Source organism: Pseudomonas edaphica (assembly GCF_005863185.1).
Taxonomy (GTDB): Bacteria; Pseudomonadota; Gammaproteobacteria; order Pseudomonadales; family Pseudomonadaceae; genus Aquipseudomonas; species Aquipseudomonas edaphica.
On the sequence record NZ_VBVZ01000030.1, the window covers coordinates 1 to 21,537 of the forward strand.

Sequence of the window (21,537 nt, forward strand, 5' to 3'; positions counted from 1 at the left end):
CCTGACTGGCAAACGCAGCCTGATAGATTGGCACGGCGCAAAATGGGAGCGCTTCGCGCTCCAGCGGGAGCAAGCTCCCTCGCCACAAGCGATTGTCAGACGGCTTCGAGCTTTGCATAGCCCATCATCAGCCACTTGCTGCCTTCGGCGAAGTTCACCTGTACCCGCGCCTGGGCGCCGGCACCCTCGAAGTTAAGGATCACACCCTCACCGAAGATCGCATGTTTGACCTGCTGCCCAAGGCTGAACGGGGTTTCTGGTATTTCGGAACCGGCGAACATGCTGCTGGAGTTCTGCTGCTGGCCGCCGCCGAACGGTCGGCTGACGCTGTTGGACAAGCGCACTTCCTGGATCAGCCCCTTCGGCACTTCACGTACGAAGCGCGACACCTTGTTGTAGGTCTCGCTGCCGTACAGGCGTCGGGTCTCGGCGTAGGTCATCACAAGGTTCTGCATGGCGCGGGTGATGCCCACGTAGGCCAGGCGGCGTTCTTCCTCAAGGCGGCCGGGCTCTTCCAGGCTCATCTTGTGTGGGAACAGGCCTTCTTCCATGCCTACCAGGAACACATACGGAAATTCCAGGCCCTTGGCGCTGTGCAAGGTCATCAGCTGGATGCTGTCTTCATGCTCATCGGCCTGGGTATCACCGGCTTCCAGCGACGCATGGCCGAGGAAGGCGGCGAGCGGCGTCAGCTCTTCATCTTCCTCGGTGTTTTCGAATGCGCGGGCCGCGCTGACCAGTTCCTCAAGGTTTTCTACCCGGGCCTGGCCTTTTTCGCCTTTTTCCGCTTCGTGATAGGCGATCAACCCGGACTGCTCGATCACGGTCTGGGTCATCAAGTGCAACGGCATTTGGCCGCCAGGTTCTCGATCAGCTCGACAAACACGCCCAATGCCCCGGCGGCGCGGCCGGTCAGGCCCTTGTTGGCGATCAGCAAGCGCATGGATTCCCACATCGACACATCGGCGTGGCGGGCGTGGTCGCGAATCGCTTCAACGGTTTTCTCACCGATGCCACGCGCCGGGATGTTGATCACCCGCTCCAGCGCCGCATCGTTGCCACGGCCTTCCAGCAAGCGCAGGTAGGCCATGGCGTTCTTGATTTCGGCCCGTTCAAAGAAACGCTGGCCACCATAGATGCGGTACGGAATGCGCTCGCGCAGCAAGGCTTCTTCCAGCACCCGCGATTGGGCGTTGGAACGATACAAAATCGCGATATCGCTGCGCGCCAGGCCGGTTTTCAGCGCGCTTTCGATGGTTTCCACCACGTAGCGCGCTTCGTCGTGTTCATTGAACGCGGCGTACAGGTTGATCGCTTCGCCTTCGCCGCCGTCGGTCCACAACTCTTTGCCCATGCGCCCGGTGTTGTTGGCGATCAAGGCGTTGGCGGCCTTGAGGATGCCGGCGGTGGAGCGGTAATTCTGTTCCAGGCGGATGGTGATCGCGTCCGGGAAGTCGTCGGAATACTGGTAGATGTTCTCGATTTTTGCGCCGCGCCAGCCGTAGATCGACTGGTCGTCGTCGCCCACCACCATCAGGCTGTCGCCGCCCTTGGCCAGCAGGCGCAACCAGGCGTACTGCACGGCGTTGGTGTCCTGGAACTCGTCCACCAGAATGTGTCGGAAGCGTTTCTGGTAATGGGCCAGCAAGCCTGGGTTGTCGCGCCACAGGTCGAGGGCGCGCAGCAGCAGCTCGGAGAAGTCGATCACACCGGCGCGCACGCAGGCGGCCTCGTAGGCTTCATAAATGCTGCGCATGGTGGCCAGGAACAAATCGCCGCTGGCCTGGATATGTTGCGGGCGCAGGCCTTCGTCTTTCTGACCGTTGATAAACCATTGCGCCTGGCGCGCCGGCCAGCGTTGCTCGTCCAGGCCCAGCTCGCGGATCACCCGCTTGACCAGGCGTTGCTGGTCGTCGCTGTCGAGAATCTGGAAGGTCTGGCTCAACCCGGCTTCCTGCCAGTGCGCCCGCAACAGGCGGTGCGCCAAGCCGTGGAACGTGCCCACCCACATGCCGGCCGGGCTGATGCCCATCAACTGCTCGATGCGGTGGCGCATCTCGGCAGCGGCCTTGTTGGTGAAGGTCACCGACAGGATGGAATGCGGGGACGCGTTTTCGACCTGGATCAACCAGGCGATACGGTGCACCAGCACTCGGGTTTTACCGGAGCCAGCACCGGCCAGGACCAACTGACGGCCAACGGGGGCTGCAACAGCCTGGCGTTGGGCATCGTTGAGGGAGTTCAGCAAAAGGGAGAGATCATCGCGCATCGGCGCATTCTAGGGTGCTGCGGGGAGTCGGGCAAATCCCAATGCCGGGTGGTCGATGCAAAACTTTCCGGGCGATCCTGGCCGCGCAAACATTCTGCTGGCGGTGATGACCGGTAAGTCATGGCCCACAGCCCGCGCAGGGTCTAGCTCAAGCGCTTTGGCCACGAAGGTTGTGTGTAAAAACCGTGTGGTTTTTATGACTTGGAGCAGTTTGGCCCAAGCGCTTGCTTGTGTATGCTCCGTCCACGTTTCGGGCTCACCATTATAAGAACACTGCCTATGACCCTCAGTCCCGACCTGTTTGGCCCCTCGGTGGCGCCTGCGCAGGTCATCCGTAAACATTACGCAACCGAGATGGCGGTCGAACGCACTCGCCTGTTGTATCAAGGCTCCTTGCTGCCGACGTTACTGATGCTGGTCAACGGCCTGGTCTGCGCCTGGTTGCTGTGGAACCCCAAGCAATATCTGTTGGACAGTATCTGGCTGGTCTGGCTGCTCGCCCTGGTGGCCCTGCGCGTCATCCAGGTGGCGGCCTTTGATTCGGCGATGCCCAGTCGCCAGGCCCAGCCGATCTGGCGGCGCATGTTCATGCTCGGCTCGGCGGTCAGTGGGCTGACCCTGGCCACCGCCGCCATTGCCCTGGTGCCGGCCAATAGCTTTATGCAGCAGGCCTGGGTATTCGGCCTGATTGGCGCCGCGACGTTGTCAGCCAGCGTGGCCTATGCCGTGAGCTTGCCGGCGTTCCTGTCCTTTGCGGTGCCGTGCCTGGTGCCGCCCATCGTCTATCTGTTTTGGAACGGCGCCTCGCAGCAGCAAGGCTGGGGCGTGCTCGGCCTGATCTTGCTGGCGTCCCTGAGCCTGGTGGCGTGGCAGGTCAACCGCCTGATCCAGCGCGGTTTGTTGCGGCGCTTCCAGAACCAGGCGCTGATCGAGCATCTTCAGCAAGCGCAGCAACGCAGCGAGCAGTTGAATCAGGAACTGGTGCGCGAAGTCGGCCAACGTCGCCAGGCCGAACAGGAATTACGCGACGCGCAGATCGGCCTGCAAGACCGCGTGACGCAACGCAGCCAGGAACTGGACGCCGCCAGCCTGGCCCTGAATAAAAGTGAAGCGCGCCTGGCCATGGCCCTGCAAGCCAGTGAGTTGGGCCTGTGGGACTGGAACCTGCAAACCGACGAGGTGCATCACACCCAGCTCAAAGAGTTGTTTGGCCTGGAGCCGGAGTACGTCACGGCGATGCTCAGCCACCTCAAGCCGCGCCTGCACCCCGAAGACCTGCCGCTGCTCAAGCGTGCGTTGGTGGAGCACCTCAAAGGGCGCAGCGACGATTACCAGGTGGAATACCGCGTGCGCCATGGCGACGGCCATTGGGTGTGGATCGAAGACCGTGGCCGCGCCGTGGAGCGCACGCCCGGCGGCCGCGTCACGCGCATGCTCGGCACGCGCCGCGACATCAGCGCCGACAAGGCACTGGAGGAACAGCAACGCCTGGCCTCGACGGTGTTCGAAGCGGCCAGCGAAGGCATCGTGATTCTTGACCCTGAGTACGTGCTGATCGCCGTCAACCAGGCCTTCAGTCGCGTCACCGGCTTTGAAATCGACGACATGATCGGCCGCAATGTCGTCGAACTGCCCAGCAGCCGTGACGCCCGCCGTCACTTCCCGGTGATCCGCCAGGCCCTGCTCAGCCATGGCACCTGGCAGGGCGAGTTGGTGGAAACGCGCAAGAACGGCGAGCTGTACCCGCAGTGGCTGCAATTGAATGTGGTGCGCGATGCTCGGGGAAAAGTCAGCCATATTGTGGGCTTCTTCGCCGATTTGTCCGCGCGGCGTGAATCCGAGGAGCGCATGCGCTACCTCACTCACTACGACGAGCTGACGGGCCTGGCCAACCGTTCGCTGTTTCGCGAACGCCTGCGTGAGGCCCATGCGCGGGTGCGCCAAGGCGGGCGCAGCCTGGCGCTGCTGCATATCAACCTGGACCGCTTCAAGCTGCTCAACGACAGCCTCGGCCATGAAGTTGCCGACCAACTGTTGCAGAAAATGGCCCGCCGTCTGATCAATGCCTTGCCCGAAGCTGACACCATCGCACGCCTGTCCGGTGATGAGTTTGCCGTGCTGTTCGATGCCTACGGCAGCCTGTCGAGCCTGGCACGGGTGGCCACGCGGCTGCTCGCCAAATTGCGGGTGCCGGTGACGGTGGAGGGGCATGAGCTGGTGGTCAGTGCCTCCATGGGCGTCAGCTTGCTGCCGGATAATGCGCGGGAAATTTCTGCGCTGGTCAGCCAATCCAACATGGCCATGCAGCACGCCAAGCATTTGGGCGGCAATAATTTCCAGTTCTACACCGACAGCCTGCAAGCCAGCACGCTGGAGCGTTTGCAGCTGGAAAACCACCTGCGCAAGGCCATCGACGAGCGCCAGCTCACGGTGTTCTACCAACCGAAACTGTGCCTGGCCACGGGCAAGCTGAACGCCGCCGAGGCGCTGGTGCGCTGGGAGCACCCGCAGTGGGGCATGGTGCCGCCGGGGGACTTTATCGGCTTGGCCGAAGAAACCGGTCTGATCGTGCCGCTGGGCGAATTCGTGCTGCGCCAGGCTTGCTGGCAGGCGTGCGAGTGGCAGCGCCAGGGGCTGGCGCCGATTCGCGTGTCGGTGAACCTTTCCGTGCATCAGTTGCGCCAGGGCAAGTTGGTCAGCCTGGTGCGCCAGGTGCTGGAAGAAACCGGCCTGGACCCGCAATACCTGGAGCTGGAGCTGACCGAAAGCCAACTGCTCGACAGCGTTGAGCACATCATTGCGACCTTCCAGCAACTGCGCGATCTGGGCGTGAAGTTGGCCATCGATGACTTCGGCACCGGGTATTCGTCCCTCAGTTACCTCAAGCGCATCCCCGTGGATTACGTGAAGATCGACCAGACGTTTATCCGTGGGCTTGGCCAGGGCCGGGAAGATGCGGCCATCACTCGCGCGATCATCGCCATGGCCCACGGGCTGGCGCTCAAGGTGGTGGCCGAAGGTGTGGAAGACCAGCAGCAGTTGGATTTCCTGCGCGGCGAACGCTGCGATGAAGTACAGGGTTACTTGATCAGTCGGCCGATGGCCGCTGAAGGGGTGGCAGATTTATTGCGAAAAAATGCAGACTTTCCTTAAAGACCGCCACGCCGCCCCTGTGGCTACAAGGCGGTTGCCCGCTGATTCAAAGGGCATCAGGGCGATTTAGTGATGCATCGGGCGGGCAAAACGGTAATTCTTGTAGTATAACTACAAGCTTGCTACATCCCTGGCGTCTGCCAATAACAAGAGTCCTGCCCTTTGAACCTGTTGCAACATATCGCCCAGTCGCGCCACCTGTTACGCAAATCGGAACTCAAGGTTGCCGATCACGTGCTGCTTGACCCTGCGGCCGTGATGCACAGTTCCATGGCCGACCTGGCCCACAGCGTGGGCATCAGTGAGCCGACCATCGTGCGCTTTTGCCGTGCCATCGGTTGTTCCGGGTTCCAGGATTTGAAACTCAAGCTGGCGCAAAGCCTGGCGGCCGGTGCGAGCTTCGGGCAGTTTGCGATTCATGAAGACGACTCCGTCGCCGACTACAGCCTGAAAATCTTCGACACCACCTTGCACACGCTGATGGAAGTGCGTGAGAAGCTCGATCCGGTTGAGCTGCAAAAGGCCGTGACCGCCATGTCCCAAGCCCAGCGCGTGGAGTTTTATGGCTTTGGTGCTTCGGGAGCCGTCGCCGCTGATGCCCAGCACAAATTCTTCCGCCTGCTGCTCACTGCCGCGGCCTACAGCGACCCGCACATGCAGGCAATGTCGGCGGTGACCTTGAAGCCGACCGACGTGGCCATCTGCATTTCCCAGTCCGGGCGCTCCAAAGACCTGCTGATCACCGCCAACCTGGTGCGTGAAAGCGGCGCTTCGTTGATCACCCTGTGCCCGAGCCAGACGCCGTTGGCAGAGCTGTCCACGGTCAACCTGGCGATCGACGTGCACGAAGACACCGAGATCTATACGCCGTTGACCTCGCGTATTGCGCATCTGGTGGTGATCGACGTGTTGGCGATGGGCGTGGCCATGGCGCGCGGGCCGAGCCTGGTCAACCACCTCAAGAGCGTGAAGCGCAGCTTGCGCAGCCTGCGGTTGTCGCCCAAGTCTGTCAAAGCCCTCGACGACTGATTCGAGGTCGTCCTCGGTCAAATGTGGGAGCTGGCTTGCCTGCGATGGCTGTGTATCAGTCGCCGGATATGTCAGCTGACCCACCGCTATCGCAGGCAAGCCAGCTCCCACCTTGGTTTTGCGCTTATTTCAGAAGATTCATCGTCCTGTAACCCTCGCGCCGCCAAACCGTCATCGCCCAAGGCCATCCTGTACTCCCCGTACTCGCATTGGGAGACTCGAAATGGCCCGGCACTACGAAGACAGCAGCACCGTCAAAACCCGTCGTCAGCAAGAAGACCAGCGCCGCATGGCGTTCCGTCGCGCAATCGAAGACCGCTGCGAGGAGCGCCAGTTGCTCCAGAGCATCAGTGACTACCCGGAACTCCACTGGCAGGCACCCGCGGCTGCCCAGCGAAACGCTCAGCCAGCGCGCTGATCTGTACGCGTTCGCTGCGGATAAAGCCCAGGAACGCATGGGCCACCGGTGACAGGCGCTTGGCCTTGGCTTGCACCAGGCACCAACTGCGGTACAGCGGCAGTTCTTCTACCGGCAGCTCCTTGAGCCCGCCGGTGGCCAGCTCCAGGTTGACTGCGTGGCGCGTCAGCAACGCCACGCCCAACCCTGCATTCACGCACTCGCGCTGCGCCTCGGCCGAGGCCACTTCCACTGTTTGGGTGAAGTGCACGCGTTTTTCCTTGAAGTACTCCTCGCAGGCCAGTCGCGTGCCGGAACCTGGTTCGCGGATGAGCAGCGTGTAGGGTTCCAGGTCTTGAAGGCGCAGCGGCCCTTGCAGGCTTAACGGGTGATCGAGCGGCGCCACGGCGACAATCGGGTTGTTAAGAAACGGCAGGAATTCCAGGCCCATGTCCTGGGGCACCATGGACATGATCACCAGGTCGTCGCGGTTGTCCGACAGCCTGCGAATCACCTGGGCGCGGTTGACCACCGTGAGGTGCAACTGCACCTCCGGGTGCTGGCGTTTAAAGGCCGCGAACAGGTGCGGCACGAAGTACTTGGCGCTGGATTCCACCGCCAGTTTCAGTTGGCCTTGCAGCGAGCCCTGCATGTCCGACAGCTGCATATCGAGGTTTTCCAGGCGCCCGAAAATATCCCGGCTGGCGCGCTGCAAGGCTTCGGCGGCTTCAGTCATGTAGAGCTTTTTGCCGACGTAATCGAACAGCGGCTGGCCGATCAGCTCTTCAAGCTGGCGAATTTGCAGGCTGACGGCGGGTTGCGTGAGAGACATTTCCTCGGCCGCGCGGCTGTAGGAGCGCAAATCACACACTTCATTGAAGATCTGTAATTGACGCAATGTCATACGCATCAATGACTTACGCATTATTTAAATCCTCTCGCCCAAGGCCGTCCGGCCAACTATAAGTCTTTACTTATACACAGCCCAATAATTATTGATTTTTGTTAATCCTCCGTTGCGCCTAGTGTGTGTCTCGCGACTGTCATGAAACATTTGGTCACGCGCCGACCCGGATCCAACGGGTCGTAGAACGCAGCAATCGGCTCAAGGGAATTTCCAAGTGATAAAAAAGATCCTGATCGCCAACCGTGGTGAAATTGCCGTACGAATCGTGCGTGCCTGCGCCGAGATGGGCATTCGCTCGGTCGCGGTTTACTCGGACGCCGACCGCCACGCGTTGCACGTTAAACGTGCCGACGAAGCCCACAGCATTGGTGCCGAGCCGCTGGCCGGTTACCTGAACCCGCGTAAGCTGGTGAACCTGGCCGTGGAAACCGGTTGTGACGCCTTGCACCCAGGCTACGGGTTCCTGTCGGAAAACGCCGAGCTGGCAGACATTTGCGCCGAACGCGGGATCAAGTTCATCGGCCCGTCGGCCGAAGTGATCCGCCGCATGGGCGACAAGACCGAAGCGCGCCGCAGCATGATCAAGGCCGGTGTGCCTGTCACGCCAGGCACCGAAGGCAACGTGGCTGATATCGCCGAAGCCCTCACCGAAGGCGACCGCATTGGTTACCCGGTGATGCTCAAGGCCACCTCCGGTGGTGGCGGTCGCGGCATCCGTCGCTGCAACAGTCGTGAAGAACTTGAACAAGCCTTCCCCCGTGTTATTTCCGAGGCCACCAAGGCCTTCGGTTCGGCGGAAGTGTTCCTGGAAAAATGCATCGTCAATCCCAAGCATATCGAGGCGCAGATTCTCGGTGACAGCTTTGGCAACGTGGTGCATCTGTTCGAGCGCGATTGCTCGATCCAGCGTCGCAACCAGAAGCTCATTGAAATCGCCCCAAGCCCGCAACTGACGCCTGAACAGCGCGCTTATATCGGCGACCTGTCGGTACGCGCGGCCAAGGCCGTGGGTTACGAGAACGCCGGCACCGTGGAGTTCCTGCTCGCCGAGGGCGAGGTGTACTTCATGGAAATGAACACCCGCGTGCAGGTGGAACACACCATCACCGAAGAAATCACCGGCATCGATATTGTGCGTGAACAGATCCGCATCGCCTCGGGCCTGCCGCTGTCGGTGAAACAGGAAGACATTCAGCACCGTGGTTTCGCGTTGCAGTTCCGCATCAACGCCGAAGACCCCAAGAACAACTTCCTGCCAAGTTTCGGCAAGATCACCCGTTACTACGCGCCCGGCGGTCCCGGCGTGCGCACCGACACGGCGATCTACACCGGCTACACCATCCCGCCGTTCTACGACTCCATGTGCCTGAAACTGGTGGTGTGGGCGTTGACTTGGGAAGAAGCCATGGACCGCGGCCTGCGTGCCCTGGACGACATGCGCCTGCAAGGCGTGAAGACCACCGCCGCCTACTACCAGGAAATCCTGCGCAACCCGGAATTCCGCAGCGGCCAGTTCAACACCAGTTTCGTGGAAAGCCACCCTGAGCTGACCAACTACTCGATCAAGCGCAAACCCGAAGAGCTGGCCCTGGCCATCGCCGCCGCCATCGCCGCCCACGCAGGCCTGTGAGGAATACAACAATGTCCAAGAAAATATTCGTAACCGATACCATCCTGCGCGACGCACACCAATCGTTGCTGGCGACCCGCATGCGCACCGACGACATGCTGCCGATCTGCGACAAGCTCGATAAAGTCGGCTACTGGTCCCTGGAAGTCTGGGGTGGCGCGACCTTCGACGCCTGCGTGCGCTTTTTGAAAGAAGACCCGTGGGAGCGCCTGCGCAAACTGCGCGCCGCGTTGCCTAACACACGCCTGCAAATGCTGCTGCGTGGCCAGAACCTGCTGGGCTACCGCCACTACAGCGACGACGTGGTCAAAGCCTTCGTCGCCAAGGCTGCTGTGAATGGCATCGACGTGTTCCGCATCTTCGACGCCATGAACGACGTGCGTAACCTGCGCGTGGCCATCGAAGCGGTCAAAGCTGCCGGCAAACATGCCCAGGGCACCATCGCCTACACCACCAGCCCGGTGCACACCATTGACGCTTTTGTGGCCCAAGCCAAGCAAATGGAAGCCATGGGTTGTGACTCGGTAGCGATCAAGGACATGGCCGGGCTGCTGACTCCGTACGCCACCGGCGAGCTGGTCAAGGCATTGAAAGCCGAGCAAAGCCTGCCGATCTTTATCCACTCGCATGACACCGCCGGCCTGGCTGCGATGTGCCAACTGAAGGCGATCGAAAACGGTGCCGACCATATCGACACCGCCATTTCCAGCTTCGCTTGGGGCACCAGCCACCCGGGCACCGAGTCGATGGTCGCCGCCCTTAAAGGCAGCGAATTCGACACTGGCCTGAGCCTGGAACTGCTGCAGGAAATTGGCCTGTACTTCTACGCCGTGCGTAAGAAGTACCACCAGTTCGAAAGCGAATTCACTGCCGTCGACACCCGCGTGCAAGTCAACCAGGTGCCGGGCGGGATGATTTCCAACCTGGCCAACCAGTTGAAAGAGCAGGGCGCACTCAACCGCATGAGCGAAGTGCTGGCCGAAATCCCGCGTGTGCGTGAAGACCTAGGCTTCCCGCCGCTGGTCACGCCGACCTCGCAGATCGTCGGCACCCAGGCGTTCTTCAACGTGCTGGCCGGCGAGCGCTACAAAACCATCACCAACGAAGTGAAGCTCTACCTGCAAGGCGGCTACGGTAAGGCGCCGGGCACCGTGAACGAGAAGCTGCGTCGCCAGGCCATTGGCAGCGAAGAGGTGATCGACCACCGCCCAGCCGACCTGCTCAAGCCGGAGATGACCAAGTTGCGTGGCGAAATCGGCGCATTGGCCAAGTCCGAAGAAGACGTGCTGACCTACGCCATGTTCCCGGATATCGGCCGCAAGTTCCTCGAAGAGCGCGACGCCGGCACCCTGGCGCCTGAAGTGCTGTTGCCGATCCCTGAAGCCGGCGGCGTGGCGCGTGCCGGTGGTGAAGGCGTGCCGACCGAGTTCGTCATCGACGTGCACGGCGAAAGCTACCGCGTGGATATCACCGGTGTTGGCGTGAAAGCCGAGGGCAAACGGCACTTCTACCTGTCCATCGACGGCATGCCCGAAGAAGTGGTGTTCGAACCGCTCAATGAGTTTGTCAGCAGTGGCGGCAGCAAGCGCAAGCACGCGACCGAGCCGGGCCATGTCAGCACGGCGATGCCGGGCAACATCGTCGACGTATTGGTCAAGGAAGGCGACGTGGTCAAAGCGGGCCAGGCCGTGCTGATTACCGAAGCCATGAAGATGGAAACCGAAGTGCAGGCAGCGATTGCCGGCAAGGTAACTGCCGTTCACGTGGCCAAGGGCGACCGGGTCAACCCTGGCGAAATCCTGATTGAAATCGAAGGCTGACCCAGCCTTCGACACTACCGCTTAATCCTCGGGGGGGCAGGTGCTCCCCTTTTTTTTGCCTGAAATTTACCGATCGGCGCGGTTAAAAACTCATCTTCCACTCCCCCGTCAGGCCCTGGCTGCGGCTGTGGGTACCGGCATGGGCACTGTAGGTCAGGCCCACGCTGTGTTCGGTGGACAAGGCGAGGTCCAGGCCTGCTTGCATATCGAGGCTATTGCGGTCCAACGAGGTACCGGTGATGGTGAAACTGTCGATGATTCCCGGTGCGGCGCGAGTGGATTGGCGCACTTGGCTGTCGACTTCGCCGTAAAGATGCTTCCAACTGGTACTCACGTGGGGTGTGAGGCTCATCCGATTGTCGAACCGGTACACCGTGGCCAGCCGCAGGCCAAAGGTGCTGTTCAGGTTTTGCTGGGTTTGTGAGCCGACGTTCAGCGCGGTCACGCCGCCCTTTTCTTTAAAGCTGTCACGGTGGTAGCGCTGATAGCCCAGGCCTGCGAAGGGCTCTACCTGTACGTCGGCACTGCCCAATTGGTAGCCCAGCTCGGAAAACACTGTTTGGCTTTGAGCGTTGTAGTTGCCCTGGAGTTGCTCCTTGAAACCGAGCAAGTTGACGTCACGTTTGTTCTTGCCCGCGTGATCACTGTAGAACGCCCCCATGCGCAGGGCCAATGGGCCGTCCTGGCGCACGGCATAACCGCCAAGGTGCAAGCTGTCGAGTTCGCCTTTGAAACGTTGAGCTTGAAGCTCGCTGGTGGACTTGGCGCCCATAACACCGACTCGCCACGCGTCACCCACGGCCCAATCGGCGCCCAGCATCAGGCCTTTGGTGCCCTGTTTGAGCCCGTCGCTGCCGCCTTGTTTGTCGAGCTTGCCGCCGTTGCCCAGGCCTTGCACCCACAAATGGCCATCGCCATGACTGGGCAGCGTGCGCAGGGTTGCGAGCAATGAGTCGCTGATGTGCGCGGTGGCGTTTTGGGTCGCGCCAGCCAAGTTGGCATTTTGGCTGCCTGCCAGTTGCTCGAATGCGGCACCCAGGCCGCCTGGTTGTTGGGACAGTGCGTCAGCGGCTTTTTGCAGGCCTTTGATTTCTTCCGAGGTCAGGTCGCCGGCTTGCAGTGCACGTTGCAAAGCCGGTTTAAGCACTGCAGCCAGTTGCTGGCCGTTGTGAGTCGTCGCCTGGTCGAAGTAGCTGTCGATGGGCACGATTGGAGCCGGTGGCTGGTATTGCCAACGGTCATTGGAAAGATCCAGCTCGAATTGAAAAGGTGCAGCTGCGAAGGCAAACGGAGTACTGGCTACGCCAACAGCCAGGCTGATAGCGCGTGCAAGGTTTAGGACGGAGAAGGGCATGAAGTCATAGCCTCTGGTGAATGAGGCCGGGAATTTAGCGAGATGGCGGGGCGATAACTGTCAGGCTATCGACCCCTGATTTGCGGGAGTTGTCTCTACTGCGGTGCGATTAAAGCCGCATTTGCCTTAGGCTCGTCAGCGCGTGGTTGAGGCTGTTGCCCTAGGCATCACCCCCGCTGCACATAGCCTTTGCCGTAGTGACGCTCCAGGCGCGCCTGGATCAGTTCCAGCCCGAGGGACATCACCCAGTAAATGATCGCGGCGGTCGTGAGCATTTCGATGTATCGATAACTTGATCGCCCGTACGACTGCGCCAGGAACATCACTTCCCACACGCCCATTACCGAGATCAGGGACGAGTCTTTGAGCATGGAGATGAACTGGTTGGTGGCGGGCGGCACGATGGTGCGCATGGCCTGGGGCAGGGTGACGTGCCAGAAGATCGCGCTGTCACGCATGCCCAGGGCCAGGGCGGCTTCTCGTTGGCCGTGGGGAACACCGAGGATGCCGGCGCGGAAGATTTCGCTCAGGTAGGCGCCGTAATTCAGTGAGAGCGCGATGATCCCGGCGACGATGGCGCCTGGTACCAGGCCCAGTTGGGGCAGGCCCAGATAAATCAGCAGGATCTGGATCAACAACGGCGTGCCGCGAAAGAACGAGGCGTAAAAACTCGCAATGCCAAAGGCCACGGCGCTTTTCGACAGGCGCCCCAGCGCGGTGATAAAACCCAGCACCGACGACGCGACTATCGAGCAAAGGCACAGAAACAGCGTCAGCGCTGCGCCTTGCAAAAACCCGTTCGGCGCCAGGTGCACGCCGACCAGGTTGGGCAGTTTGTCGAGGATGATCGAGAACTTCAGGTCAAAGCTCAGGAAGAAGCTGGCGAACAGGCAAAACAGCGCCGCCCACGTCAGGTACAACCGCGTACGAAAGCCAAAGAGTCGCTGTAGCCGCGATGCGTTCACCGGCGGCTTGGGAGGTGTCGGGAAGGCGGTCATTTGCTGATATCGGCGCCGATCCATTTTTGCGACAGCTTGCTCAAGGTGCCGTCCTGTTTCAATTGCGCGAACACTTCACGCACCTTGGCATCCCACTGCGGGTCACCTTTCTCGATGGCCACCGAATTAGGCTCGGCATACAGCGATTCACCGGCGAGCTTGAAGCGCTTGTCCTGGTTCAGGCGCGGTTGGGCAGTGACCAGGTTGGTGAGGATCGCATCCAGGCGGACACCGGCGCCCAGGCCCAGGTCCTGGAAGGCGACGTTATCGGTGTCGTACGGGGCGATCTGCACATCCTCGAACGGGTACTGAAGTTGCGTATCTTCGGCGCCTTCGATTACCAGGTTCTTGTTCAGGTAGCTTTCATAGCTGGACGCGCTGGTGAGGCCGACTTTCTTGCCGCTGAGGTCTTTGGCGCCGTGGATGCGCTCATCCTTGGCATTCACAACGATCACCGCAGGCGAGGCGTAGTACTCCACCGGGAAATCAAACACCTCGGCGCGGGCTTTGCTCGGGGTCATGGAGCAGATGCAAATATCGTAGCGGCCGCTCCAGCGACCTGCGGCAATCACATCCCAGGACGGCGTTTCCAGACGCAGCTTCACGCCTAACTTCTGCGCGACTGCCTTGGCCACGTCGACGTCAAACCCATCGAGTTGGTTCTGCTCGTTGAGAAACGAGAATGGCGGGTAGCTTTCCATCAGCACGCCCACCAGTTCTTTCTTTTGCTCAACCCGGTCCAGGGTTGCACCGCCAAAGGCTTGGGTAGAGGCAGCCAGCATCGTCAGGCCCAGGGCCAGCAGCGGTTTAAGTTTCACAATCGACACCTGAATAAAAAAGGGTTGTTATTAACCAGACGGTACGCATTAAATAGTTATAAGAACGACTCTCATAGTGAGTTATTTTCATAAGCTTATGAGTAAAAAGCATATGGGCACAGTAAGCGCAGTAATTCTCGATGGTGGCATGGGCCGTGAACTGCAACGCCGGGGCGCGCCGTTTCGGCAGCCGGAGTGGTCGGCATTGGCGTTGAGCGAAGCGCCGCAGGCGGTAGAGGCGGTGCACACGGCTTATATCCAGAGCGGTGCCAACGTCATCACCACCAACAGCTACGCGGTTGTGCCGTTTCATATTGGCGAAGCGCGGTTTGCTGCCGAAGGCCAGGCGCTTGCGGCGTTGGCCGGTGAATTGGCGCGACGTGCGGTACAGGCTTCAAGCCAGACGGTGCGTGTGGCAGGCTCATTGCCGCCGCTGTTCGGCTCCTACCGGCCCGATTTGTTCGAGGCCGGCCGAGTCAGCGAACTGCTGACGCCACTGGTGAATGGCCTGGCGCCCCATGTCGACCTATGGCTGGCGGAAACCCAGAGTTCAATCGTTGAGGCACGGGCAATCCACGCCGGCCTGCCGCAGGACGGAAAACCGTTCTGGCTGTCGTTTACCTTGAAGGATGAAGACACCGATGAGGTGCCACGCCTGCGTTCTGGCGAACCGGTGGCAGACGCGGCTGAAGCGGCCGCGCAACTCGGTGTGGCGGTGCTGCTGTTCAATTGCAGCCAGCCGGAGGTGATTGGCGCAGCCATTGATACCGCGCGCCAAACGTTTGAGCGCCTGGGGGTGAGCATTCAGATCGGCGCCTACGCTAACGCCTTCCCGCCGCAGCCCAAGGAGGCCACCGCGAACGATGGCCTCGACCCCCTGCGTGACGATCTCGACCCACCCGGCTACTTGCACTGGGCCGCTGATTGGCAGGCACGCGGTGCCAGCCATTTAGGCGGTTGCTGCGGGATTGGGCCGGAGCACATTGCCGTGCTCGCCCAGAAGCTGGCCTGAGGCTTAAATCGCCTGGCGGCGACACTCCGCCAGGCCTTTGAGCTGACCAGAACCGGCCTGGTTCGCTTCGGACAACCACTCTTCAAAGCCTGCGCCCACGGTGGGCCATTCCGAATCCAGAATCGAATACCACGCGGTATCGCGATTCTGCCCCTTCACCACCATATGCTGGCGGAACACCCCTTCAAAGCTGAAGCCCAGTCGTTCGGCCGCGTATTTTGAGCGGGCGTTGCCGTTGTTGCACTTCCACTCCAGTCGACGGTAGCCCTGCTCGAACGCGTATTTGGCCAACAAGTACACCGCCTCGGTGCTTTTGGGCGAGCGTTGCATCGGCGCGCCGAAGGTGACGTGGCCGATTTCGATACGGCCCTGGGCCGGGACGATGGACATCAGGCTGAGGATGCCTTGCACATCGCCGCTGACGCGGTCGATCACGCTGAAAAAGTACGGGTCGCTGTTGGTTGCATGGTTGTTGAGCCATGCATCGAACGCGGCGCGCTCCGGGAAGGGGCCGTAAGGCAAATAGTCCCAGAGTTTCGGGTCGGCACCGGGGCCTTCAAGGGCGCGGAACAGACCGTCGGCATGCCGCGCCGGGTCGAGTTTTTCCAGACGGATAAAACGCCCTTTAAGCAGTTGAACCGTGGGCGCCTGGACGCCTTTCCAGTCGGCGGGTGAGATAGGCATGCTGCGCTCCTTAAAGACCTTTGCGAAATTGAATGAAACCCGGGCGTTCGGCGATGCGTTCGTACAGCGCAATCGCGGTGGCGTTGGTCTCGTGGGTCAACCAGTGCACCTTGGCACAGTTGTCGGCCTTGGCGGTGGCGTAGACAAACTCGATCAACTTACGGCCCACGCCAGTGCCGCGCTGGGCTGGGTCCACCAGCAGATCCTGCAGGTAGCAGGAATTCTCGATGCTCCAGTTGGAGCGATGGTAGATAAAGTTGACCATGCCCACCGCCTTGCCGTCCTGCCAGGCGAGCGCCGAATGGGTCGGCTCGTTGGCATCGATCAGGCGTTGCCAGGTGCTTTGGCTGACGGCGTCCGGCAGTTCGGTTTCGTAGAACTTCAAATACGCCTGCCACAGCGGTAGCCACGCGACGTGGTCGGCGGCTGTTACTTGGCGGATGTCGATCTGACTCATTCTGAAACTCCTTGGGGAATAAAGCGCGCGAGGGTCTGGTCGCGCACATCAAGGCTGGCAGCCAGGCCTTCGCGCACGCCGGCAATATCGGCTGTGCTGCGGTTCTGGCTGAGTTTGCGCTTGCCGATCAGGCGCTCGACGGGCAGGGCGAAGCCGACGATGGCCTTGAGCATGCCGTCAATGTAGTCGGCCGGGGCGTCGCTGACTTTCCATGGCTGGGCGCGGCTGCCTTCGTGGCGATCGGTGAGGGCGGTGACCACCGCGAGCAGACGCTCGGCGTCGGCAAATACCTCAGCCTTGCCGTAGGCATGCACGGCGATGTAATTCCAGGTGGGCACCACTTTGCCGTGCTCGGCCTTGGCCGGGTAAAACGCCGGGCTGACATAAGCGTCGGCACCGGCAAAAATCACCAAGGCTTCGCTGCCATTTTGCAGGTCACGCCATTGCGGGTTGGCCTTGGCCAAGTGCCCGTAGAGCGTGCCATTCGGGCCTTCATCGGGGTTGAGCAGCAGCGGCAAATGGCTGGCCTGCAGGCCTTGCTCACCAAAGGTCACCAACTGCGCCAGGCGGGTGTGCTGGATCAGTTGCTGCAGTTCAGGCAAATCATTGAGGGCAAAGGCGCGCGGTGTGTACATGGAAATTTTCCTTGGCGAATGCCTGCATCCTAGGCAGGCTAATGGTTCGTTGTAAGAGCCATCTGGCACCAATTTCATAGGTCCAATATGTCGCCCATCGCGCCGCCGCTGTCGTTCAACCCCGCAGGTATCGAGTTGGATCGCCGTCAGGGGCTGACGCGCCAACTCTATGAGGCCCTGCGCCAGCGCGTGCTGGACGGGCGCCTGGTCAGCGGCACGCGATTACCCGCCAGCCGTGATTTGGCGGCGGCATTGTCGATTTCCCGAAACAGCGTGGTGCGCGCCTACGATCAGCTGTACGCAGAAGGGTTTATCGAAAGCCGGGTGGGTGACGGCACCTATGTGGCCCAACTGCCCACGGCAAAAAAACTATCCACAAAAGTATCCACAGGGTTTTCAACAGGGTTATCCCCAGCCTTATCCACAAAATGGGCGGATTTGCCGGAAGATCTGGACAATGAAGTTATCCACAGGGCGGGCCTGGCACGGGTAAAAAACAACCACCTGGCTCACCCTCCGGCTGGACCGCCTCGGGCATTTCGAGTGGGTGTGCCGGCCTTCGACCTGTTCCCGTTTGATATATGGGCCAAGCTGAATGGGGCGTTCTGGCGCAAGCCGAACCTGGAACTGCTGTGCTATGGCGACCCGGCCGGTGACGATCGTTTGCGCGGTCTGATCGCTGCCTATTTGCGCAGTTCACGTGGCATGCAATGCACGGCTGAGCAAATTGTGATCACCAGTGGCGCACAGCAAGCGATTAGCCTTTGTGCACAGTTGCTGGTGGAGCCTGGGGACGGCGTGGCGGTGGAAAACCCCGGTTATCGCGCCGCCGGCCATGCGTTCGCCTTGGCGGGCGCTCGATTGCATGGCGTACCGGTAGACAGCGAGGGCCTGGATTGCCAGGTGCTCAACGCTCTGCATGATTGCCGTGTGGCCTATGTCACACCTTCCCATCAGTATCCGTTGGGCGTGGTGATGAGCCTGGCCCGGCGTCTGGAGTTGCTGGCCTGGGCCGAGCGTACGGGCGGCTGGATCGTCGAGGATGATTATGACGGAGAGTACCGCTACAGCGGTGCGCCGCTGTCGCCCTTGGCGGCGCTGGATCGCAGTGGCCGCGTGTTATACGTCGGCACCTTCGGCAAGGTGGCGTTCCCGGCATTGCGCCTGGGCTACCTGGTTTTACCACCGGCCCTTGTACAAGCGTTTACCCGGCGCCGCGCTGTGGACATGCGCCACTCCGAAGTCAGTACTCAGGCGGTGATGGCTGAGTTTATGGCGGCAGGGCATTTCCAGCGCCACATTCGCCGGATGCGCCGCGCTGCGCTGAGCCGGCGCAATGCTTTGTTGGCCGGTTGGCCGGACGGGTTGCCTGGCGTCGGGGCCTTGCCCAGCGTTGCGGCCGGGCTGCATCTGACAGTGCGAGTGGACAGCCTTGCCCGCGAGCAGACGTTGCTCGCTCAGGCCCATGCGGCCAATGTTGAGATCAATGGTTTGAGTAGCTATTGGCTGGCGTGCACAAGCCCACCACCGGACCAGCGCGCAGGCCTGGTGATGGGGTTCGCCGCTGTACCCGAGGCGGCCATCGCACAGGCGCTGGCACGTTTGCGCCAGGCGTGGCAGGCATAAAGACCATCAGCTGTTGAAGAACAGCGACTTGGCCAATTGATCACCGATGCTGCTGCGGTGGATTTCTATCATTTCCCAGTCACTGGGGCCGGTGCGTTGGCGAGAGCCACCAAGGCGCTGTTGTTCACGGGTTTTCAGGTGGCCCTTCTCGAATTTCTCAAGGGCGGCGCCTTTCGTTGCATAGTGAAAGTGCGCGTACCACAGCACAGTGTTGGTCTCTTTATCGCGTACTTCGTACTCGTCCAGATAGCCCTTAGGCGGCCCTTTGACGGCGCGGCGGCTGAAGGTTTTGCCGATCTTTATCAGCCCTTGGCTATGCAGCCACTCCACCCGCGCCGCAGTTGGCGGTTGCTGTTTGAGCATGTCTATGTAGGTTTTTCTACCCAGGCGATAAAGCCGCTGTGCTGCCTCGTTGAGGTTGCGCTTGGTCGAAGCGGCGGAAGTATGACCGCTCTCGGTGAGATTGCGCCGAGTCAGCGCTTGCTCGATATCGTTTGACGCGTCCTCCAGTTGTTTGCCGTAGGCGTCGAACATATCTTGGATGTCCTGGGGCGAATGCCAGGGTTTACGCGAAAAATCCCGGTACTTGCGGGTTTCAGCTCGCTCGCTGTCCAATAGCGATTGCCCGGTGTTGATGCTGGTATCCAGGTCTACAGCGGCAGGCGCTGGCGGTGGCGGGCTGACCTTTTGCTGCTTGACCCAGACGCCTGGGGTTTTTTCATGAAACGTAGCGAGTACCTTGCCCGTCACGGACGCCCTGACATCGACCAGCGTGCTGTCGGCCTCTTGGGGCTGGGCTATTAAAGTGCCGTCGTAGCGTGTCTTGATGACTTTGCGCCGTGGCGCGGGCGGGGCTTTTGAGCTGCCGGGCTTGGGCTCCAGGGCTTTTTTCTCGCGCAGCAGTTGCGCCAGGTCGTGAATAGCCCGCTGGCTGAATTCGCCAATGTGCTGTCGAAAGCTTTCCAGGCGGGGTTTCAGCAGAAACTGCGGGTGCTCGGCATGCATGTCCAGCAGGCGTTGGTCTGCGCTGGAAAATTGCTCAACCAGGCTGTTGAGCACATCAATGCGTTCATCCAGCGTGCCGCTGTCCCGTTTCATGATTTCATTGAAACTCTCGACGTTCAGTTCGGCTGTATCGACGCTCTGGTCCACCTGCTCTCGCAGCGTGGCAGGGATCTGGCTTTGCTCTTCATCGATACACAAGTAGCGACCCAAGCTGATTTCCAGAGATTTGAGCTCAGCGAGGGTGAGCAGTGGCAACTCGCTCAGGGTTTTTTGAATGACCGTTGCGCCGTCATCTCCCAGCACTTTGAGATCGCTGAAACGGTTGTTGATGAACTCCAGGCGCTTGATGATTGCCAGGTTCAAGGTGGACAGGGTTTGTGCGCTTCGCGCCTGGTTTTTATAGTCAATGTCTACTTCGGAGTCGAGGATCAGGGACGAAGCCTTCAAGGCCTCTTTATAGCCCACCAATTGTTGTTCCACGACTACCTGAGTCAGTTGTATTTGCTGTTTCAGGTATTCACTCATGTTGCTCTGATAGGTGGGCACGGCCTCGATGATGCTCAAGGACTTCAACTGACTGATCGCTTCATCGTAAGCCGCCAGTCGGTTGTCGACGTTGCCTATGAACGCTGTACGCAGCAGGTCCGTGGAAGGGCCGGGGGCGGCGTCCAGTGCAGGCTTTGCCTTAAGCACGTCCAATTGTTTGCTGGTGGCGACCGCGTCGAAGGCGTTGAGCTGGGTCATGAGTGTTGCAACGCGCTCAGGCTGATCGACCTTGACCGCTCGCCGACGGTGTCGAAGACCTCCACCGCGCAGTCGCAAACGGACATCAACAAACCACTGGCCCGCCAGGTTGCCGATCAACGGCGGGCCCGTACGCAACGGTGCCTTCGGGTCAATGATGATGACACTGTCGTTGTCATCCACCCTTACCTCGAACCAACGCTCACCAACCGGTGCATACCACTTGTCTGCAAGTGGATACAGGTTCAAGTGGCGCCCGGGCGTTTTGTTTTGTTCGCCAAGTTTATCGGGTTTGGCGACGTTGAAGCCGTCAAGTGTCTTGGCCAGGCCCAAGCGGCTATGGCTCAGGGCCCCCAGGATGTGTACGGCGTCTTGATGCCTGGCGGGCAGTTGGCTGTCGGGAATATTTGCTTGTTGCACAGCAGTATATTTTTTCTCGGTGACGGGTGGTTTATCGGCAGTTTCGATCGTTGTTGACTCGGATTCAGTTTCGATCTTCGGCGCCTCGAACTGTTCCAGCGGGCGCGGATGGCGCAGGGCGATGTGCAGGGTCAGAGCCATGCCCAGGTTGAGGAATACATCGACTAACGCTGTCCACGAAGCTTGTTGATCCCCCTTGTTCACAGCCTCCTCGGTGGCTTGCAGGTCGTCCATGATTTGCCAGACCCAGGCGGCAATTCCGACGGTACGGCCCATGAACGGCAGGGCAGCGTTGAAGATTTGCCAGCCAGTGTGTCGAAACGTCGCCCAGCGTTTCTGCACATTGGACACCGACTGACGGTCCGCCAATTCGACCATGGCGGTGGCGTTGGCCTTGAACAGCATTGCCAGGGCGTCATTGCCCACTTCTTCATCGGTCAGGGTCACGGGGCCGCTCATGTACAGCACGGTAAGGGGTTCGACCAGGGCTCGCACCACCGTCCAGGGCGAGGGCAAGGTGTCCGGGAACACATATTGGGCGTAGTTGAAGCTTTGCGCTTGCGGCAGCCAGGCCAGCAC

Annotated in this window: 14 protein-coding genes and 2 pseudogenes; 7 read left to right on the forward strand and 9 right to left on the reverse strand. The window is 60.6% G+C overall.

Annotated features, from left to right (window positions below; translation table 11 throughout):
- Positions 1–95 precede the first annotated feature (95 nt).
- Positions 96–2,269, reverse strand: a pseudogene (uvrD, locus tag FEM54_RS03510) (DNA helicase II).
- A gap of 279 nt (positions 2,270–2,548) precedes the next feature.
- On the opposite strand from uvrD, the gene FEM54_RS03515 reads away from it, so the two are divergent.
- From FEM54_RS03515 to FEM54_RS34535, 3 genes are all read left to right on the forward strand, one after another.
- Positions 2,549–5,422 carry a GGDEF domain-containing phosphodiesterase gene (locus FEM54_RS03515; protein WP_138449553.1) on the forward strand — a complete coding sequence of 958 codons (2,874 nt, stop codon included), beginning with the start codon at positions 2,549–2,551 and terminating at the stop codon, positions 5,420–5,422.
- Positions 5,423–5,584: 162 nt separating this feature from the next.
- Positions 5,585–6,451, forward strand: coding sequence for a transcriptional regulator HexR (gene hexR, locus FEM54_RS03520; RefSeq protein WP_003177007.1), 867 nt, complete (start codon positions 5,585–5,587; stop codon positions 6,449–6,451).
- A gap of 223 nt (positions 6,452–6,674) precedes the next feature.
- Complete coding sequence (locus FEM54_RS34535; RefSeq protein ID WP_017135775.1) at positions 6,675–6,869, forward strand: PA3496 family putative envelope integrity protein; 195 nt, start codon at positions 6,675–6,677, stop codon at positions 6,867–6,869.
- Here the strand turns inward: FEM54_RS34535 and FEM54_RS03530 are convergent.
- Positions 6,799–7,773 (reverse strand): LysR family transcriptional regulator, encoded by a 975-nt coding sequence (locus FEM54_RS03530; RefSeq protein WP_017135776.1) that lies wholly within the window; start codon positions 7,771–7,773, stop codon positions 6,799–6,801. The two genes, FEM54_RS34535 and FEM54_RS03530, sit on opposite strands and share 71 nt — an antisense overlap.
- Before the next feature lie 196 nt (positions 7,774–7,969).
- Here FEM54_RS03530 and FEM54_RS03535 point away from each other — a divergent pair, with 196 nt between their 5' ends.
- Both FEM54_RS03535 and oadA read left to right on the forward strand, forming a co-directional pair.
- Complete coding sequence (locus tag FEM54_RS03535) at positions 7,970–9,385, forward strand: acetyl-CoA carboxylase biotin carboxylase subunit (protein ID WP_003213442.1); 1,416 nt, start codon at positions 7,970–7,972, stop codon at positions 9,383–9,385.
- Between the two features lie 11 nt (positions 9,386–9,396).
- Positions 9,397–11,205, forward strand: coding sequence for a sodium-extruding oxaloacetate decarboxylase subunit alpha (oadA, locus tag FEM54_RS03540; RefSeq protein ID WP_017135777.1), 1,809 nt, complete (start codon positions 9,397–9,399; stop codon positions 11,203–11,205).
- Between the two features lie 82 nt (positions 11,206–11,287).
- Here the strand turns inward: oadA and FEM54_RS03545 are convergent, their stop codons facing one another.
- The 3 genes from FEM54_RS03545 to FEM54_RS03555 form a co-directional block, all read right to left on the reverse strand.
- The gene (locus FEM54_RS03545) at positions 11,288–12,559 is read right to left on the reverse strand and encodes an autotransporter outer membrane beta-barrel domain-containing protein (RefSeq protein WP_017135778.1); all 1,272 of its coding nucleotides are present in this window, start codon (positions 12,557–12,559) and stop codon (positions 11,288–11,290) included.
- Between the two features lie 167 nt (positions 12,560–12,726).
- Positions 12,727–13,557 carry an amino acid ABC transporter permease gene (locus tag FEM54_RS03550; RefSeq protein ID WP_099550229.1) on the reverse strand — a complete coding sequence of 277 codons (831 nt, stop codon included), beginning with the start codon at positions 13,555–13,557 and terminating at the stop codon, positions 12,727–12,729.
- Positions 13,554–14,375: an ABC transporter substrate-binding protein gene (locus FEM54_RS03555; RefSeq protein WP_099550230.1), complete on the reverse strand. Its 822-nt coding sequence runs from the start codon at positions 14,373–14,375 to the stop codon at positions 13,554–13,556. Before FEM54_RS03555 ends, FEM54_RS03550 begins: the two co-directional genes overlap by 4 nt.
- 112 nt (positions 14,376–14,487) lie before the next feature.
- Between FEM54_RS03555 and FEM54_RS03560 the strand changes: the two genes are divergently transcribed.
- A complete protein-coding gene (locus FEM54_RS03560; RefSeq protein ID WP_017135781.1) occupies positions 14,488–15,387 on the forward strand; it encodes a homocysteine S-methyltransferase family protein in 900 nt (299 codons plus the stop codon).
- Between the two features lie 3 nt (positions 15,388–15,390).
- Here FEM54_RS03560 and FEM54_RS03565 read toward each other — a convergent pair whose 3' ends face one another.
- The 3 genes from FEM54_RS03565 to FEM54_RS03575 are packed head-to-tail and all read right to left on the reverse strand — an operon-like array spanning position 15,391 to position 17,163.
- Positions 15,391–16,071: a GNAT family N-acetyltransferase gene (locus FEM54_RS03565; RefSeq protein ID WP_138449555.1), complete on the reverse strand. Its 681-nt coding sequence runs from the start codon at positions 16,069–16,071 to the stop codon at positions 15,391–15,393.
- Positions 16,072–16,081: 10 nt separating this feature from the next.
- Positions 16,082–16,528: a GNAT family N-acetyltransferase gene (locus tag FEM54_RS03570; RefSeq protein ID WP_099550232.1), complete on the reverse strand. Its 447-nt coding sequence runs from the start codon at positions 16,526–16,528 to the stop codon at positions 16,082–16,084.
- Positions 16,525–17,163 carry an FMN-binding negative transcriptional regulator gene (locus FEM54_RS03575; protein ID WP_138449556.1) on the reverse strand — a complete coding sequence of 213 codons (639 nt, stop codon included), beginning with the start codon at positions 17,161–17,163 and terminating at the stop codon, positions 16,525–16,527. The genes FEM54_RS03570 and FEM54_RS03575 overlap by 4 nt, the downstream gene beginning before the upstream one ends.
- Before the next feature lie 87 nt (positions 17,164–17,250).
- Here FEM54_RS03575 and pdxR point away from each other — a divergent pair, with 87 nt between their 5' ends.
- On the forward strand, positions 17,251–18,789 hold the full coding sequence (pdxR, locus tag FEM54_RS03580) for a MocR-like pyridoxine biosynthesis transcription factor PdxR (RefSeq protein ID WP_138449558.1): 1,539 nt from the start codon (positions 17,251–17,253) through the stop codon (positions 18,787–18,789).
- A gap of 6 nt (positions 18,790–18,795) precedes the next feature.
- On the opposite strand, the pseudogene FEM54_RS03585 reads toward pdxR, so the two are convergent.
- Positions 18,796–21,537, reverse strand: a pseudogene (locus FEM54_RS03585) (dermonecrotic toxin domain-containing protein); the annotation flags it as partial.

Excerpts from the sequence above, each read along its gene's own strand:
- FEM54_RS03515 (WP_138449553.1), top strand. The coding sequence starts at position 2,549 with ATGACCCTCAGTCCCGACCTGTTTGGCCCCTCGGTGGCGCCTGCGCAG.
- pdxR (WP_138449558.1), top strand. The coding sequence starts at position 17,251 with ATGTCGCCCATCGCGCCGCCGCTGTCGTTCAACCCCGCAGGTATCGAG.
- FEM54_RS03530 (WP_017135776.1), bottom strand. The coding sequence starts at position 7,773 with ATGCGTAAGTCATTGATGCGTATGACATTGCGTCAATTACAGATCTTC.
- FEM54_RS03565 (WP_138449555.1), bottom strand. The coding sequence starts at position 16,071 with ATGCCTATCTCACCCGCCGACTGGAAAGGCGTCCAGGCGCCCACGGTT.
- FEM54_RS03575 (WP_138449556.1), bottom strand. The coding sequence starts at position 17,163 with ATGTACACACCGCGCGCCTTTGCCCTCAATGATTTGCCTGAACTGCAG.
- oadA (WP_017135777.1), top strand. The coding sequence starts at position 9,397 with ATGTCCAAGAAAATATTCGTAACCGATACCATCCTGCGCGACGCACAC.
- FEM54_RS03550 (WP_099550229.1), bottom strand. The coding sequence starts at position 13,557 with ATGACCGCCTTCCCGACACCTCCCAAGCCGCCGGTGAACGCATCGCGG.
- FEM54_RS03560 (WP_017135781.1), top strand. The coding sequence starts at position 14,488 with ATGGGCACAGTAAGCGCAGTAATTCTCGATGGTGGCATGGGCCGTGAA.
- FEM54_RS34535 (WP_017135775.1), top strand. The coding sequence starts at position 6,675 with ATGGCCCGGCACTACGAAGACAGCAGCACCGTCAAAACCCGTCGTCAG.
- FEM54_RS03570 (WP_099550232.1), bottom strand. The coding sequence starts at position 16,528 with ATGAGTCAGATCGACATCCGCCAAGTAACAGCCGCCGACCACGTCGCG.
- FEM54_RS03545 (WP_017135778.1), bottom strand. The coding sequence starts at position 12,559 with ATGCCCTTCTCCGTCCTAAACCTTGCACGCGCTATCAGCCTGGCTGTT.